Annotated in this window: 14 protein-coding genes, 1 pseudogene and 1 riboswitch; of the genes and pseudogenes, 1 reads left to right on the top strand and 14 read right to left on the bottom strand. The window is 62.8% G+C overall.

All coding sequences use genetic code 11. From position 1 onward, the window contains the following. Positions 1 to 203: 203 nt before the first annotated feature. The 10 genes and pseudogenes from OS035_RS10675 to OS035_RS10720 form a co-directional block, all read right to left on the bottom strand. Entirely contained in the window at positions 204 to 1,448 is a 1,245-nt protein-coding gene (locus tag OS035_RS10675) for an efflux RND transporter periplasmic adaptor subunit (protein WP_331813665.1), read from the bottom strand. A gap of 76 nt (positions 1,449 to 1,524) precedes the next feature. Further along, entirely contained in the window at positions 1,525 to 2,568 is a 1,044-nt protein-coding gene (locus tag OS035_RS10680; RefSeq protein ID WP_179867123.1) for a helix-turn-helix domain-containing protein, read from the bottom strand. An 86-nt stretch (positions 2,569 to 2,654) separates the two neighbouring features. Beyond that, a pseudogene (locus OS035_RS10685) lies at positions 2,655 to 3,232 on the bottom strand (dienelactone hydrolase family protein). Positions 3,233 to 3,272: 40 nt separating this feature from the next. Beyond that, positions 3,273 to 3,644: a cytochrome C oxidase subunit IV family protein gene (locus OS035_RS10690; RefSeq protein WP_097625966.1), complete on the bottom strand. Its 372-nt coding sequence runs from the start codon at positions 3,642 to 3,644 to the stop codon at positions 3,273 to 3,275. Between the two features lie 7 nt (positions 3,645 to 3,651). Beyond that, the gene (locus OS035_RS10695; protein ID WP_131711778.1) at positions 3,652 to 4,371 is read right to left on the bottom strand and encodes a heme-copper oxidase subunit III family protein; all 720 of its coding nucleotides are present in this window, start codon (positions 4,369 to 4,371) and stop codon (positions 3,652 to 3,654) included. Between the two features lie 11 nt (positions 4,372 to 4,382). Next, positions 4,383 to 5,096 carry a cytochrome c oxidase subunit 3 gene (locus OS035_RS10700; protein WP_183779514.1) on the bottom strand — a complete coding sequence of 238 codons (714 nt, stop codon included), beginning with the start codon at positions 5,094 to 5,096 and terminating at the stop codon, positions 4,383 to 4,385. Beyond that, entirely contained in the window at positions 5,093 to 6,862 is a 1,770-nt protein-coding gene (gene ctaD / locus OS035_RS10705; protein WP_097625969.1) for a cytochrome c oxidase subunit I, read from the bottom strand. The genes OS035_RS10700 and ctaD overlap by 4 nt, the downstream gene beginning before the upstream one ends. Before the next feature lie 56 nt (positions 6,863 to 6,918). Continuing rightward, positions 6,919 to 7,737: a cytochrome c oxidase subunit II gene (locus OS035_RS10710; RefSeq protein ID WP_097625970.1), complete on the bottom strand. Its 819-nt coding sequence runs from the start codon at positions 7,735 to 7,737 to the stop codon at positions 6,919 to 6,921. Between the two features lie 167 nt (positions 7,738 to 7,904). Then, complete coding sequence (locus OS035_RS10715; RefSeq protein WP_179613570.1) at positions 7,905 to 8,294, bottom strand: c-type cytochrome; 390 nt, start codon at positions 8,292 to 8,294, stop codon at positions 7,905 to 7,907. A gap of 178 nt (positions 8,295 to 8,472) precedes the next feature. Beyond that, entirely contained in the window at positions 8,473 to 9,396 is a 924-nt protein-coding gene (locus OS035_RS10720; RefSeq protein WP_183779515.1) for an MYG1 family protein, read from the bottom strand. A 270-nt stretch (positions 9,397 to 9,666) separates the two neighbouring features. Between OS035_RS10720 and OS035_RS10725 the strand changes: the two genes are divergently transcribed. Then, the gene (locus OS035_RS10725; RefSeq protein ID WP_183779517.1) at positions 9,667 to 10,158 is read left to right on the top strand and encodes an HIT family protein; all 492 of its coding nucleotides are present in this window, start codon (positions 9,667 to 9,669) and stop codon (positions 10,156 to 10,158) included. 10 nt (positions 10,159 to 10,168) lie between these two features. Here the strand turns inward: OS035_RS10725 and OS035_RS10730 are convergent, their stop codons facing one another. The 4 genes from OS035_RS10730 to OS035_RS10745 form a co-directional block, all read right to left on the bottom strand. Then, positions 10,169 to 10,732, bottom strand: coding sequence for a hypothetical protein (locus tag OS035_RS10730; RefSeq protein ID WP_331813666.1), 564 nt, complete (start codon positions 10,730 to 10,732; stop codon positions 10,169 to 10,171). Positions 10,733 to 10,803: 71 nt separating this feature from the next. Further along, positions 10,804 to 11,568, bottom strand: coding sequence for an ABC transporter ATP-binding protein (locus tag OS035_RS10735; protein WP_097625975.1), 765 nt, complete (start codon positions 11,566 to 11,568; stop codon positions 10,804 to 10,806). Further along, positions 11,565 to 12,605, bottom strand: a complete 1,041-nt coding sequence (locus OS035_RS10740; protein WP_131711779.1) for a FecCD family ABC transporter permease — start codon at positions 12,603 to 12,605, stop codon at positions 11,565 to 11,567. Before OS035_RS10740 ends, OS035_RS10735 begins: the two co-directional genes overlap by 4 nt. After that, positions 12,602 to 13,618, bottom strand: coding sequence for an ABC transporter substrate-binding protein (locus OS035_RS10745; protein ID WP_097625977.1), 1,017 nt, complete (start codon positions 13,616 to 13,618; stop codon positions 12,602 to 12,604). Before OS035_RS10745 ends, OS035_RS10740 begins: the two co-directional genes overlap by 4 nt. Before the next feature lie 173 nt (positions 13,619 to 13,791). After that, positions 13,792 to 14,046, bottom strand: a riboswitch (cobalamin riboswitch). Positions 14,047 to 14,102: the final 56 nt, after the last annotated feature.

Genomic DNA, 14,102 nt, shown 5'->3' on the forward strand with positions numbered 1-14,102 from the left:
TCTGCTCCTTGGTGGTTTGTTGATCTGTGGCCGGTAACCGGTGGCCGCCCTCGTTCTTCGAGGCCCCTGCAGGGCACATCAGAATGAGGTCGGAGAGAAGCTGCGATCTCCGGCACAAGAAGCCGAACCGCACGGCACCAATCAGCCCGCCTGCCGCACGGCACCCGATCAGCTTTCCAGCCACACGGCACAACAACCAGCCCTCATCCTGAGGTGCGCAGGCCGAAGGCCGGAGCCTCGAAGGACGAGGGCGGGTGATGAGCACCAGCGGCCGACACACCGGAAGCCGCGGCATCCCCCACCACCAGCCGGATACGCGCCGCCATGGCAGGCCGCATGCCCAGCGGCGGCGACGTCAGCGACAGGCGCAGCGTCACCGTCCCCTTTTCCCGCGAAATGACAGGCGCGATCTTCGACACCTCGATCGCAAAGGGCTGGCCGGGGAAGCCGTCGAGAATCGCCTCGCCCGACAGGCCCGGCCGCATCAGCGCGATATTGGCCTCGGCCACGTCGGCATCGATGACCAGGCTCGCCATATCGGTAATAGTGAGCAGGCTTTCATCCTCCCGCACGCTGTCCTCGCGCGACAGCACCGTGTCGCCGACATGCGCGTCGAGCCGCGTGACGATGCCGGAGATCGGCGCACGCACGATCAGCGCCTCCCCCCGCTCACGCGCCTTGTCGATCTCGAGCTCCGCCTTTTCAGCATCCTGGCGCGCCTGCAGGACGGCATTCTCGGCCTTGTCGACAGCCGTTTTCTCCTCCTCCAGCGCCTGCGCCGACATGGCGTCGCGCCCGGCGAGCCGTTCGCTGCGCGCAAACGACAATCGCGCCTGTGCAGACTCGATGGTCCTCGCATCAAGCGCCAGCGCCGCCGCCCGTCCCGATATCTCGGCGCCCCGAAGCGAAAAGCCTGCGCCGGCATCGTCAAGCCGCACCAGCACCTGCCCTGCGACGACGCTGTCGCCCGCGTCGACCTCGACCGCGACAATCCGGCCCTCATATTTGGAAAAGACTGTGGCGATATCGCTGGCGACAACATAGCCGGAGCCGGTGATTTCCCGGGTCGACGCAGCTGTGCTCTTCGCTTCATCCTCGGTCGGAGTCCGCATCGCCTCAATAGCGACGCCGTCTCTGACGCGCCTCTCCACCCTATCAGCGGATATCGCAAGATCGCCGCCCGAAAAACCCGCAAGCGCGGTCTCGACACGCTGCAGCGTCTCGGCCCTATAGAAAAGAGCCGCCGCCAGCGGTGCCGCCGCAGCAAGGACAAGCATCGCGCCAGGGATCACGCGCCGCCGGGCACGAGGCTTCGGCGGCGCCATCTTCAAGGTCCCGGGCTCGATCGAAAGCGATCTGAGCTTGGCCGCAAGGTCTCGGTCATGTTCTGATGTCGTGTTCATGCCGGCAAACATCGCCGACCCGACAGAAATCGCGACCTCGAACACGATCCAGGGAGTCCTCGATCGCGATTGTGTACGTGGCAGTGGCCGTCCTTGTCCTTCGAGGATCAGGCCGTCCGCCTCACCCCTTCCTCTGCCGCCACGCAACCGGCGTCATATCCGTCACCCGGCGGAATTCACGGTTGAAGTTGGACTTCGTCTGGAAGCCGACCTCGAACATCACCTCAGTCACTGGTTTCTCGGTGCCGGCAAGCAGCCGGCAGGCCTCGCCGATCCTGTAGTCGTTGACATATTGCGAGACGTTCTTGTCCATCGCCCGGTTGATCGCCGCCGAGATCTGGCGGGCGGGGATGCCGGTCTTGCGGGCCAGCCGGTCGAGATTGAGATTGGTATCGCGATAGAGTTTGCGGGCCTCCATCAGCGCATCGACCGCGGCGATCGTTTCCTTGTCTTCGCTCGTCTCCGGCCGTGGCGCCGTCTCCACCATCTCCGCCGGCGCCCGGCTTCGGCTGGCGGCGGCCGCCGCAATGCCGAGAATGACGAGGACGGCGAGATTTCCGATACTGATCAGCATCAGCGCCCGCGCACTATGGGCCGAGGTGAGGTCGAGGAAGACGAAGGTATCGATCGCAGCCGAGAGACACAGGGCGGCGGCGGTAAAGATGATTGCCCGGTAGGCCGGCACCGCCCCTTCGAAAGGCGCCAGCCGCAGCGCATCGGCGCCCGGGCCCATCAAAAGCAGGATCGCCAGGGCATAACCGACGAAGATCAGCACCAGCGCGATGTCGATCGCCTCCCGCCAAACGGCCATCAGCAGCAGGATAAGGGCGGCGGGCACGGCATGCAGGGCCATCCGCGCCGGCAGCGGCCGCCGGCTCGTTCTCACCAGCCGGGAAACCCCGGCATAGGCAAGCGGCGGCACCATCGCCGCGATCACCGGCGCGACCAACCCAACGGCCTGGACCCCATATCCCCAACGCAGGCCGGAGAGCACGGATTGCAGCGCGGCAAGCAGGATGAGCGCCAGAAACGGCCGGTTCGGCACCGCCTCCTCGTCGCGCCTGAGGACGGCAACGAAGAGGACAAGCAGCAGAAGGGCAACGGCGAAGGGAAGCGGAATAAACAGCATGGCCTGACAGGATCGTGGCGAATAGGCGGCCATCATTGCCGAGATCGTCGCCCGGCGCGACCTCCATCATGTTTTAGGACGCGTTTTAGGTGGGGATTTTGTGGGGTCGGTGGCCGCCGGGATCAGCGGCGATCCAGGAATGCGAGCACCCGGGTAATGAGGAGCGCGGTCGCATCCGCGTCATAGGACGGCAGCGAACTGTCGGCGAAATAGTGCTGATCGCCGGGGTAGAGGAAAAGCTCGGCGTCATCGACCTTCGCCACGATCTCGCGGGCCGCGTCGATATCGCCCTCGCCGACAAAAATCGGATCGTTATCCATGCCGTCTGGACGGCGACGCCCTCCGGCCAAGGCCCGAAGGCCCATCTTCCACTGATCGGCAGGCAGGAGTAGAAAAGCAAAGCCCCGCGGGCGCCACGCCGTGTCTGTGCCAACTTCTGCGCCGGCAGCACGCCGAATGAGAACCCGGCATAGACCAGTTCGCGGGGCAGTTCGTCGGCGACCTGGACGCCGCGCTCCCTGATCGCGTCGAATCCGATCTGGCCGATATAGGCAAGCCCCTCCTCGATGCTGTCGAAGATGCGCCCGTCGAACAGATCAGGCGTATGCACGATGTGGCCGGCTGCCCTGATCTCGTCCGCGAAGGCGCGCACGCCAGGGGTCAGCCCTTGAGCGTGGTGGAACAGCAGAATCTCGGCCATCGTTGCTCCGGTGGAGATAGTTGCACCTGATAACCGATGTCTAAGGCGTGGCACCGAAGAAAGCCAGCCGGGTGAAGATCGTATAGTCCGCTTCCGATACCATCAGTGCCACGAAAACCAGCACCAGCACGGGCGGCAGCAGGATCGCGTAGACCAGCGCCAGCCGTTCCCAGGCCATGTGCATGAAGATGGCGACGATCAGCCCGGCCTTCAGCATCATGAACAGCAGGATCAGCGTCCACCGGAGATAGCCGTGGATCCCGAGATAATCGACCATATAGGAAAAGGCGCTGAGCACGAAGAGCAGGCCCCAGACGAAGAGATAGAGCCGGATCGGATGCTGCTGTCCGTGATCTTGCGCGTGCAGTGCTTGTGTATGCGGGCTTTGCCCGTGCGCCGTTGTCTCGCTCATAACGACCTCACCACAGATAAAAAAACGCGAAGATGAAAACCCATACCAGGTCGACGAAGTGCCAGTAGAGGCCCATGATCTCGACGGCCTCGTAGCGCCCTCTTCGGCTGGTGAAAAAGCCGCGCCGCTCCACGTCGAAATCGCCCCGCCAGACCTTGCGGGCGGTAATCAGCAGGAAGATGACGCCGATCGTCACGTGGGTGCCGTGAAAGCCGGTGATCATGAAGAAGGTCGAGCCGAACTGCGCTGCCCCCCATGGATTCTCCCAGGGGCGCACGCCTTCGGTGATCAGCTTGGTCCATTCGAAGGCCTGCATGCTGACGAAGGTTGCCCCGAGAGCGGCCGTCAGCAGCATCAGTATCGCGGTCACGCGGCGTTCGCGGCGATAGCCGAAATTGACCGCCATCGCCATTGTGCCGCTGCTCGAGATCAGCACGAAGGTCATGATCGCGATCAGGATCAGCGGAACATCCTGCCCGCCGATATGCAGCGCGAAAACCTCGCTCGGATTGGGCCATGGAACCGGCGTCGACATGCGGGCGGTCATATAGGCGATCAGAAAACAGCCGAAGACGAAAGTGTCGCTGAGGAGAAAGATCCACATCATCGCCTTGCCCCAGGAGGCGGTCTTGAAGGCGCGCTGATCCGAGCTGAAATCGGCGGCGACACCGCGAAGGCCGGCCGGCCTGAGGTCTGCCCCGCCGTGTGTCTCGATAGTCTGTGCCATCTGCAAACCCCTTAGTTCAGTAGTGTGCGGCAGAGATCGACGAAGTCGTTCGCCCAGCCGGCAAAAAGCGCGAAAAGCAGCAGCCAGACGGCGAACATGAAATGCGAATAGATCGCGGAAAGATCGACGCTGAGGCGCAGCCTGTCCGGCGCGACCTCCGTTGAAAATGCCCTGACCGTGGTATGCGTGAGCACGGCGAGCCCGCCGAGAATATGCAGGCCATGCAGGCCGGTGAGCATATAGAAAAAGCTGTTGGCGGGATTGTCGGCCAGCACATAGCCGGCCGCCGTCAGCTCCCGCCATGCCTGAATCTGCCCGGCGAGGAAGAAGACGGCTAGCGCAAGTCCCGTCACCAGCGCTGGCCGCAGGCTTTCCATGCGGCCATGCTGCGCTTCTCGTTTTGCCCATTGCAGTGAAGCACTGCTGAGCGCAAGCGCCGCAGTATTCACCCATAGCAGGCGCGGAACCGGCATCCCCCACCAGTCGGCCGACGCAGCACGCATGAAATAGGCGCTGACGGCAAGGCTGAAGAGCGCGCCGACGACGCCGAGAAACACGAAGAGGCCGATTTTCACCGCCGGCACGGGCGGCCGCTCGGTGCCGTGTTGATCCGGCAACTGCACCGAGCCGGTTTCCAGCCAGGGCTTCGAGGTCAGCCGCTGCCCTGAAAGCCACCAGATGATGATGGCGGCGATGGCGGCGAGGAAAAGCAGGATGACGTTCATGCCGGAGCCTCGCGGGTAACGCCATCGCTTGCCGGCACATTCTGCGGAATGAAATCTTCGGCAGCCCCGGGTACGCTGTAGTCATAGGCCCAGCGATAGACGACGGGCAGGTCCCTGCCCCAGTTGCCGTGCGCCGGCGGCGTCTGCGGCGTCTGCCATTCGAGCGTCGTTGCCCGCCAAGGATTGCCGCCGGCCTCCCGGCCGCGGAAAAGGCTCCAGACGAGATTGAACAGGAAGACCATCTGGCCGGCGCCGACGACAAGCGCCATGACGGTGATGAAGATGTTCAGCGTATGGGCCGATGGCGGAACGAAGGCGGTCTCTCCCATCTCGAAGTAACGGCGCGGCACGCCGAGCAGGCCGAGATAATGCATCGGAAAGAAGATCGCATAAGTACCGAGGAAGGTGATCCAGAAGTGGATCTGGCCGAGCGTCTCGTCCAGCATGCGCCCGGTCACCTTCGGATACCAGTGATAGATCGCCCCGAAGATGACGAGGATCGGCGCCACCCCCATGACCATGTGGAAATGCGCGACAACGAACATCGTATCCGACAGCGGCACGTCGACGACGACATTGCCGAGGAAGAGGCCGGTCAGCCCGCCATTGACGAAGGTGACGATGAAGGCGAGCGCAAAGAGCATCGGCAGCGTCAGGTGGATGTCCCCGCGCCAGAGCGTCAACACCCAGTTGTAGACCTTGATCGCCGTCGGAATCGCGATGATCAGCGTCGTCGTGGCAAAGAAGAAGCCGAAGGCCGGGTGCATGCCGCTGACATACATGTGGTGCGCCCAGACGACGAAGCTTAAGCCCCCGATGATGACGATCGCCCAGACCATCATCCGGTAGCCGAAGATGTTCTTGCGCGCATGCGTGCTGATCAGATCCGAGACGATGCCGAAGGCAGGCAGCGCAACGATATAGACTTCGGGATGGCCGAAGAACCAGAACAGGTGCTGGAACAGGATCGGGCTGCCGCCGCCATGCTGCAATTGCGTGCCCATCTCGACGATGGCGGGCATGAAGAAGCTGGTGCCGAGCACGCGGTCGAAGAGCATCATGACGCAGGCGACGAAGAGCGCGGGAAAGGCGAGCAGCGCCATCACGGTGGCGGTGAAGATGCCCCAGACAGTAAGCGGCATCCGCATCAGGGTCATGCCGCGTGCCCGCCCCTGCAGCACCGTCACCACATAGTTCAGCCCGCCCATGGTGAAGCCGATGATGAAGACGATCAGCGAGGTGAGCATCAGTAGGATGCCCCAGTCCTTGCCGCCCGGCGTGCCGGAAAGAACGGATTGCGGAGGATAAAGTGTCCAGCCGGCCCCCGTCGGACCGCCCGGGGCGAAGAAGCCGGCGGCGAGGATCAGCACCGCGAGCAGATAAATCCAGTAGCTCAGCATGTTCGCGTAAGGAAATACCATGTCGCGCGCACCGACCATCAGCGGGATGAGGTAATTGCCGAAGCCGCCGAGGAAAAGTGCCGTCAAGAGATAGATCACCATGATCATGCCATGCATGGTGATGAACTGGTAATAGTGATCGGCATCGATGAAGGCGAAATAGCCTGGAAAGGCGAGTTGAATCCGCATCAGCCAGGAGAGCACCAGCGCCACGAGGCCGATCGAGATCGCCGTGATCGAATATTGCACGGCGATGATCTTGGCATCCTGGCTGAACACATATTTGGTCCACCAGCTGTGCGGATGATAAAGCTCGACATCCTCGACTTCGGCGGAGGGGATGCTGCCGGATGGAATCTCGACCATGATCTCTCTTCCCTTCCCGCCGGTTCCCTGAACCGGCCTGCGACCGCGTCACCGCGTCAGTTTGCCGGCGGCGGCTCTCCCGATGACGCCGTAAGCTGGGTGAATGTCTGTTGCTGCCCGAGCCAGGTCTGGTAGTCCGCGTCGTTATCGACCACGACGGTGCCGCGCATTTGCGGATGGCCGACGCCGCAGAGTTCGGCGCAGAGGATCTCGAAAGTCCCTGTCCGCGTCGGCGTGAGCCAGAAATAGGTGATCATGCCGGGGATCATATCCATCTTGGCGCGGAATTCCGGCACATAGAAATCGTGGAGCACATCGACGGAGCGCAGCAGGATGTGTACCGGCTTGCCGATCGGCAGGTGCAGCTCGCCGCCCTCGATGATGATGTCGTCGAGGCCGCTTGCGTCGTTCTTGTCCAGCCCGAGCGGGTTCTCGGGGCTGACGTCGCGCGTCTCCGCCCGGCCAAGCTTTCCGTCCGCACCCGGCAGGCGGAAACTCCACAGCCACTGCTGGCTGACGACCTCGACCGATGCGGCATCGGCAGGCACCGTGATGAACTGGTTCCACACGATGAGGCCGGGCGCCAGCATCGCCGCGACACCGACCGCCGTTCCCGAGGCGAGCAGCACCTCCAGCCTGCGGTTTTCAGGCTCGTAATGCGCCTGGTTGCCCGGCTTGTGGCGAAAGCGGTAGACGCAATAGGCCATGAACAACACCACCGCCACGAAGACGATACCGGTGATCCAGAAGGTGATGACGAGGGTACTGTCGATATAGGTCCAGTTGGACGCGATCGGCGTCCACCACCATGGGCTCAGCACATGAAAAAGCACGGAGCCGACGACAATCAGGACGAGGATCAGCACGACAGCCATTTCCGCTCCTCCTCGAGCAGGTTGACCCGTGAAACCGCATTCCGCAAAAAGTCCGTCTTTATTATCGCACAGATAGAAAATATCGGCAATTACGGCAATTTAGCCATGCGCCACCCCGGCCGCGGCCCGTCATTTGGGGTATTGCCCGTTACTGCGAATATTGCCCATCACTGCGAATACTGTTTGAGATAGGCGATGAGATCGGTGATCTCCTGGTCGTCCTTCACGCCGACAAAGGCCATCTTCGTGCCCTTCACCTTTGCCTTCGGATTATGGAGATAGTCACGCAGAACCGTCTCGTCCCAGACGAGGCCGCCTTCGCCGGCCGCCTTCATTGCGGCCGAATAGGCGAAATCGGGATGCGTCCCGGCCTTCCTGCCGAACAGCTTGTTCAGCGACGGACCGACCTTGTTGGTATCGGACTCGACGACATGACAGGTCGCGCATTTCTTGAAAACAGTGGCGCCGGCCGTCGCATCACCCTCCTGCGCCCCGGCATGACCGGGGAAAAGGGCAGTGACAGTTGCACCAATCAGCAGAACAACACGGTAATCCATGGCAAACCTCATCCTCCTCAAGGTCGCCGGCCACTCACACCCTCCATTATCTCTCGCGTGTGGGTGGTGGTTGTTATGGCTCGAAGCTTAATCCTTCGCGGATGCAAGTCAATCGCCTCACAGTTGGGTTCACCTGAACGCAGATGAGATCAGGTGAACCCGAGGCGGATAACGGCCACTACACCCCGATCGAAAGCGCCTCCTTCACCGCCAAATCGGCCATGGCAAGTGCTGCCTCGCGAGTCTTGGCGGCGGCGATGAAGCGGCCGTTGTGGCAGAAGCTCGCGCCCTCTATCCCGCAAACCGCCTCCAGCTCTCCATTGGCGAGACCGGCCCAGGCTGCCGGCAGATCCGCCCTGAGTTCGAAGCCCTCCTCGGCGCGGCGGATGCCGGTCACGCACCAATCCTTTTCGCGCGGATGGACGACGAACAGCAGCTGCTCGGCGCCTGCCTTGACGATGGCGGGACGGAACGGCATTCCCCTCGGCAACTCCAGAACTCGGCCCTGCCCCGCAGCCTCGATTGCCCGATGCACCATCGCCTCGGCCCGCAATTTTGCGGCACTCTGGGCGATCCTCGCCTCGACGAAACTGCGGGCAATGGCAAGCGCCGCGTGGAAGGCGCGATCGTCGGCCTCGGGTTCAGCTTCGTCGAAAACCGGTTTCAGCGTCTCCAGCAGCGCAGGCAACGCCAAGCCCGCCAACGGCCCCGAGGGGCTGAGCGCGCCATTGTCGGTCAGATCGATCGGCAGCACGAAGCCCGCATCGAAAGTGCCATGCACCACCTCGACATGGGCTTCGGGAAGGCCGGAGGCTGCGAGATAATCACGGCCGTAATGCTTCCAGATCAAGCCGAACGAGCTGTAGGGCTGGCCATCGTTGCGCATCGGGGCGCCGCGTTGGTGGTGATCGAATATCCCGGCAGCAGGATCATAGGCGCCGCCGACATCGTAGATGATGCGGCCTTCGCCTGGCGTGATCCATTCCGGCGCCCGGCTGCGGACGATACGCGCCTGCGGGAAAAGCCGGGTCAGGATGACGCTCGACAGCAATTCATCGGCATGGAAGCCACCGGAATGGGTGACGAGGAAATCGGGGATCATGGGAGCTTTGCGCCTTGTCGTTCGCGGAGGGTCCGCTTGCGGTCCGGAACCAGATAGCCGTTGCCGGCGACGATCTCAACCCATGCTTGGCGCATTTCACTTCAGCGCCTTGCCGTTCGCCACCCATTCGTGCTCGTTGGGCTTGCGAGCGAGCGCCGCGGAGCCGAGGGCGAGTGAGCATCGATCTTGAAGATCGCCGTTGCAGCCCTTGCAAAACTGCTTATTCTCCCGCGTCGAAATGTTCCTTTGCGAAAGCGAAAGAGGCGGCGCTTGCAGATTCCTCTGCAGTTTCATGTTGCCGAGACCACGGGATGGCTCGTAAACCACCGGATGAACTCCGCCCTTCCCGGCTATCTCATGATCAGTTCCAAGACCGACACGACTGACCTTTCGGATTTATCGGAAAAGGCGTTGGGCGAATTCGGCCCATTGCTTGCAAGAACGCAGAAGGCGCTGAAACAAGACCTGAATGCTCAGCGCGTCTATATCGGCCGATACGGGCACTCGCCCGGTTATCCGATCCATTTTCATGTCATTCCGATATATGACTGGGTGGAGGAGTTGTTCTGGAAGGACGGCCGGTATCGTCTGCTCGAGAACTTTGCAGAAGGACGCGGAGAAACCGCAGCGGACGGCGCGGAACTGACGCTGTTCGTCTGGCGCGAGTTCTGTGAACGCGCAGTGCCGCCACCGGTCAGAGGGCCGTCGGTCTCAGAGGTCATTGCGCTGTTGCGGGAGGTAATGCGGTTTCCGGCACCTTAGGTCTTTGCGCCTAAGGCAACGCCGGTCCCGGCTGGCTTGCAACGAGCGCACGGCCGGCTGCCGCGCCGGCGTGAAGGCAGACCAGGCCGATCGCGGCCAGAGAATTGATCAGCAGGACATTCGCCACCACAGACGCCGAAAACGCTTCCTCGCCTGACGGAAGCACCGCCGTCGCAGCAAAGAGCACGCCTTCATAGGCAACGAAGCCGGCCATGAAGGCGCCGCCCGCGGTGACGGTCAGGCCGGCCGCAAGGTGAAGCACGCCGAGCGCTGCGGCCAGGGATGCAAATGCGGCAAGACCGATCGCCAGACCCCACGCATAGCTGTCCCAAGTCTGGGGATAGCCGAGCACGAGATACCCGACCATCTGGTTGGCGAGCCAGGCCAGCAGGACCGCCGTCAGCGCCATGCGCCGGGGAACAATGACCGCCGATACCGCCGCCAGGGCCACGAAGGGCGTGACGCAGGCAAAAATCAGGCTGAGAGCGACGCTCGCGCCTGAAATGATGGCGACCCAGGCGACAGCGAAGCCGGGGACGACGGGCCGCAGGGGAAACTGATTTCGTTCGAGCATCTCGAAACTCCGTTCGACCGGGCGCAGGCGCCCTCGGAAATCATACGCCAGTCCAGGAAAAAGGCCATTCCTCAATCCAGGACGTATTGGATGTGGTGCCGCCCATGCACTGCCGACTTCTGGACATGGGCGCGAACGCCGAAAACCCTGCCGATCATATCCTCTGTAAGCACCTCCTCCGGCGCGCCCGCGGCGACGACCTCACCCTTCTGAAGCACCGCCAGGCTGTCGCAGAACATTGCCGCCAGGTTGAGATCGTGCAGAGCGACGATGCAGGTGATGCCGAGCTTCGAGATCAGCCGGAGAATGTCGAGCTGGTGCTGGATATCGAGATGATTGGTCGGCTCGTCGAGCAGCAGCTCGCCCGGCGCCTGCGCCAGCGACCGCGCAATATGGACGCGCTGTCGCTCGCCTCCCGACAGCGTCTGCCAGAGCTGGCCCGCCCTCGCCTGCATGTCGACCCGCAACAGCGCCTCCTCGACCGCGGCATCATCCTCCGCGCCGAAGGGCGCAAGCATCCCGCGATGCGGCGTGCGGCCGAGCCGCACCACGTCGCGCACGGTCAGTTGCGTCTCGGTCGTCGATTGCTGCTCGACGAAGGCGATGCGCCGCGCAAGGGCGGCGCGCGACAGCGAAGCGATATCGTCGTCGCCCAGCCGGATGACGCCGCTGCGGACCTTGCGCAGCCGGCAGATCAGCCTCAGCAGGCTCGATTTGCCGGACCCGTTCGGCCCGAGCAGACCGAGCACCTTGCCCTTTGCCACCGTCAGGCTGACGCCGTTGACGATGACCGTGTCGCCTGCGGCGAAACTCACCGCGTCGATCGTAATGCTCATGCGCTCCTCCGCACGCGATAGAGGATGACGGCAAAGGCTGGCGCGCCGAAGAGCGCCGTAACAACGCCGATCGGCAGGACCTGCTGTGGGATGATGATGCGCGAGACGATATCGGCGCCGACCATGTAGATCGCGCCGCCGAGTGCTGTTGCCGGCAGCAGCCGCCGATGGCCCGGCCCGACGAGGAAGCGGGCGGCATGGGGAATGACCAGGCCGACGAAGCCGATCGAGCCGACCATGCTGACGACGCTTGCCGTCATCGCCGCTGTCAGGCCGAACAGCAGGATCTGGACGCGGCGCACCGCAATGCCGAGCGAGGCCGCCGCATCCGTACCGAAGGCGAAGGCATCGAGCGCCCTGACATGGGCCATGCAGATGACGAAACCTGTGAGCGCGATCGGCACCGAGAGATAGACATCCGGCCAGCGCACGCCGCTGAGCGAACCCAGAAGCCAGAACAGGATGCCCCGCGCCTGCTCGGCATTCGCCGATGTCGTCACGATGTAGGAGGTCAGCGCAGTGAAGAGCTGCGAACCGGCGACGCCGCACAGGATGATGCGTTCGCCGGTTCCTCCCGCACCCGTCGCCAGGAAGCCGACCAGCAGAAAGGCAATGACCGCGCCGATGAAGGCGCCGCTGGAAAGGCCAAGAACACCGTAGCCGAGGCCGAGGATCATCACGCAGACGGCTCCCGTCGAGGCGCCGGCGGAGATGCCGAGCACATAGGGTTCGGCCAGCGGATTGCGCAGCAGCGCCTGCAGCACGGCGCCGCAGAGCGAGAGCGACGCGCCGGCGCTGGCCGCAACCAGCGCCCGGCTCAGACGATAATCCCAGACGATGCCCTGGTGGATGCGGCTGAGTTCGAACTGCGTTCCGAACAGCCGGTTGGAGACGGCCTCCGCCGTTGTCGCCAGCGGGATCGCGATCTCGCCGATCGAAACGGCAAGGCTGATCATCAGTCCGAGAAGGAGAAGGGCTGAAATGGTGAGCGCGGCGAGCGCCCACCATCCTTGTTTCCTGACCGACGCTGCCTTCACTGCGAGAGGCCGAAGGATTTGATGCCGTTCGCCAAGGTCTCGATGCCGTCGATCGTGCGGATCGTTGGGTTCATCGATTGCGCGTCCATCATCACGAAGTGCCTGTTCCTGACGGCATCGAGTTCCTTGGTCACGGGGTCGTTCTCGAGAAAATCGATCTTGACCTTCGGATCGTCGGCGGCGTAGCGGCGCCGGTCCATGGTGGCGAGCACGATGACGGCCGGGTTCGCCTGGGCGATGGTTTCCCAGCCGACCAGCGGCCATTCCTCCTCGGTGGTGACGACATTCCTGGCGCCGATCGCCTTCAGTATATAGGCAGGCGCGCTGTTCTTGCCCGCAATGAAGGCGTCGCCGTTGACTTCCTTGCTGGAGAACCAGAAGACGATGGGCAGGCTCTTGCCCGATGCGGCTGATATCGAGGCGACGGCATCCGCCTCGCGCTTCTTCAGCTCGGAAATCAGCGCATCGCCGCGCTCCTTCACGTCGAAGATCTCTGAGAGTTCGGCGATTTCGCGATAGATCAGCGCCATCGTGAACAGCTCCTTGCGCACACCGTCGCCGCCATCGGTGTTGACCTTGGCGACGCAATCGGCCGGCGAAAGATAGGTATTGATCCCGAGATCCTGAAACTGCTCCCGCTTGCCGACGGAGCCCTGCGCGCCGACATGCCATTCGAACTCGGCCGCCACCAGGTCGGGCTCCTGTCCGACGACGGATTCGAAGCTCGGATCATTGTCGGCGAGACGCTTTATCCTGCTGTTCGCCGCGGCATATTGCGGCAGCACGGGACCGACCCAGACGGCCGTGCCGGCGATCTTGTCGGCAAGGCCGAGCGAGAAAAGAATTTCGGTCATTCCCTGGCCGATCGAAACGATCTTCGACGGCGCCTTCTGGAAAGTCACCTGCTCACCGCAATTGGTGATGGTCAAAGGATATTGGGTGGCAGCAAGGCTCGGTGCCGCAAGGCCGATCAGCCCGAAGGCAAATGTCATGGTGGCGAGAATCTGGCGCATGAAAAACCTCGATTGAAGGAAAAAGCACGGTTATGCCGCACGCGCGGCCGAAGGCACGCTGACGCGCGCGCTAGCCGCAGGAGGCCCAATCGAGACGGATGCATGCCGAAATTCGGCGAAGGTTCAGAAGGTCAATCATGTCTGTTCCTTATCCGGGCATCCCCGCCCGGTTGATTGGATCGTGATTGACGGCAGGTCTCCTGGCTTGCGGATATAAGTCGTTCATCCGCCTTCCCGCGATATATCGCAGTGGCAGGGCCATAAGCCCTTCAGAGATGGCCAGTCGCTGGCCACAGCTGAGATGATCGACAATCCGCTTACAGTTGCGGGGGCAGCCACGGTCTCGGTCCCTACTGGGTCGTCCTCACCGTGTTCCCTATTAATCCCCTTGGAGTCATCTTCAGGGAACCGTCACCGCCAGTTACGTCGCCCGCCCGCACGACGTCAATCATTATTGCGGAAGATTGGGTTTGGTGGGCGAAAT

Source organism: Rhizobium sp. 268, from assembly GCF_036571585.1.
Taxonomy (GTDB): Bacteria; Pseudomonadota; Alphaproteobacteria; order Rhizobiales; family Rhizobiaceae; genus Rhizobium; species Rhizobium redzepovicii.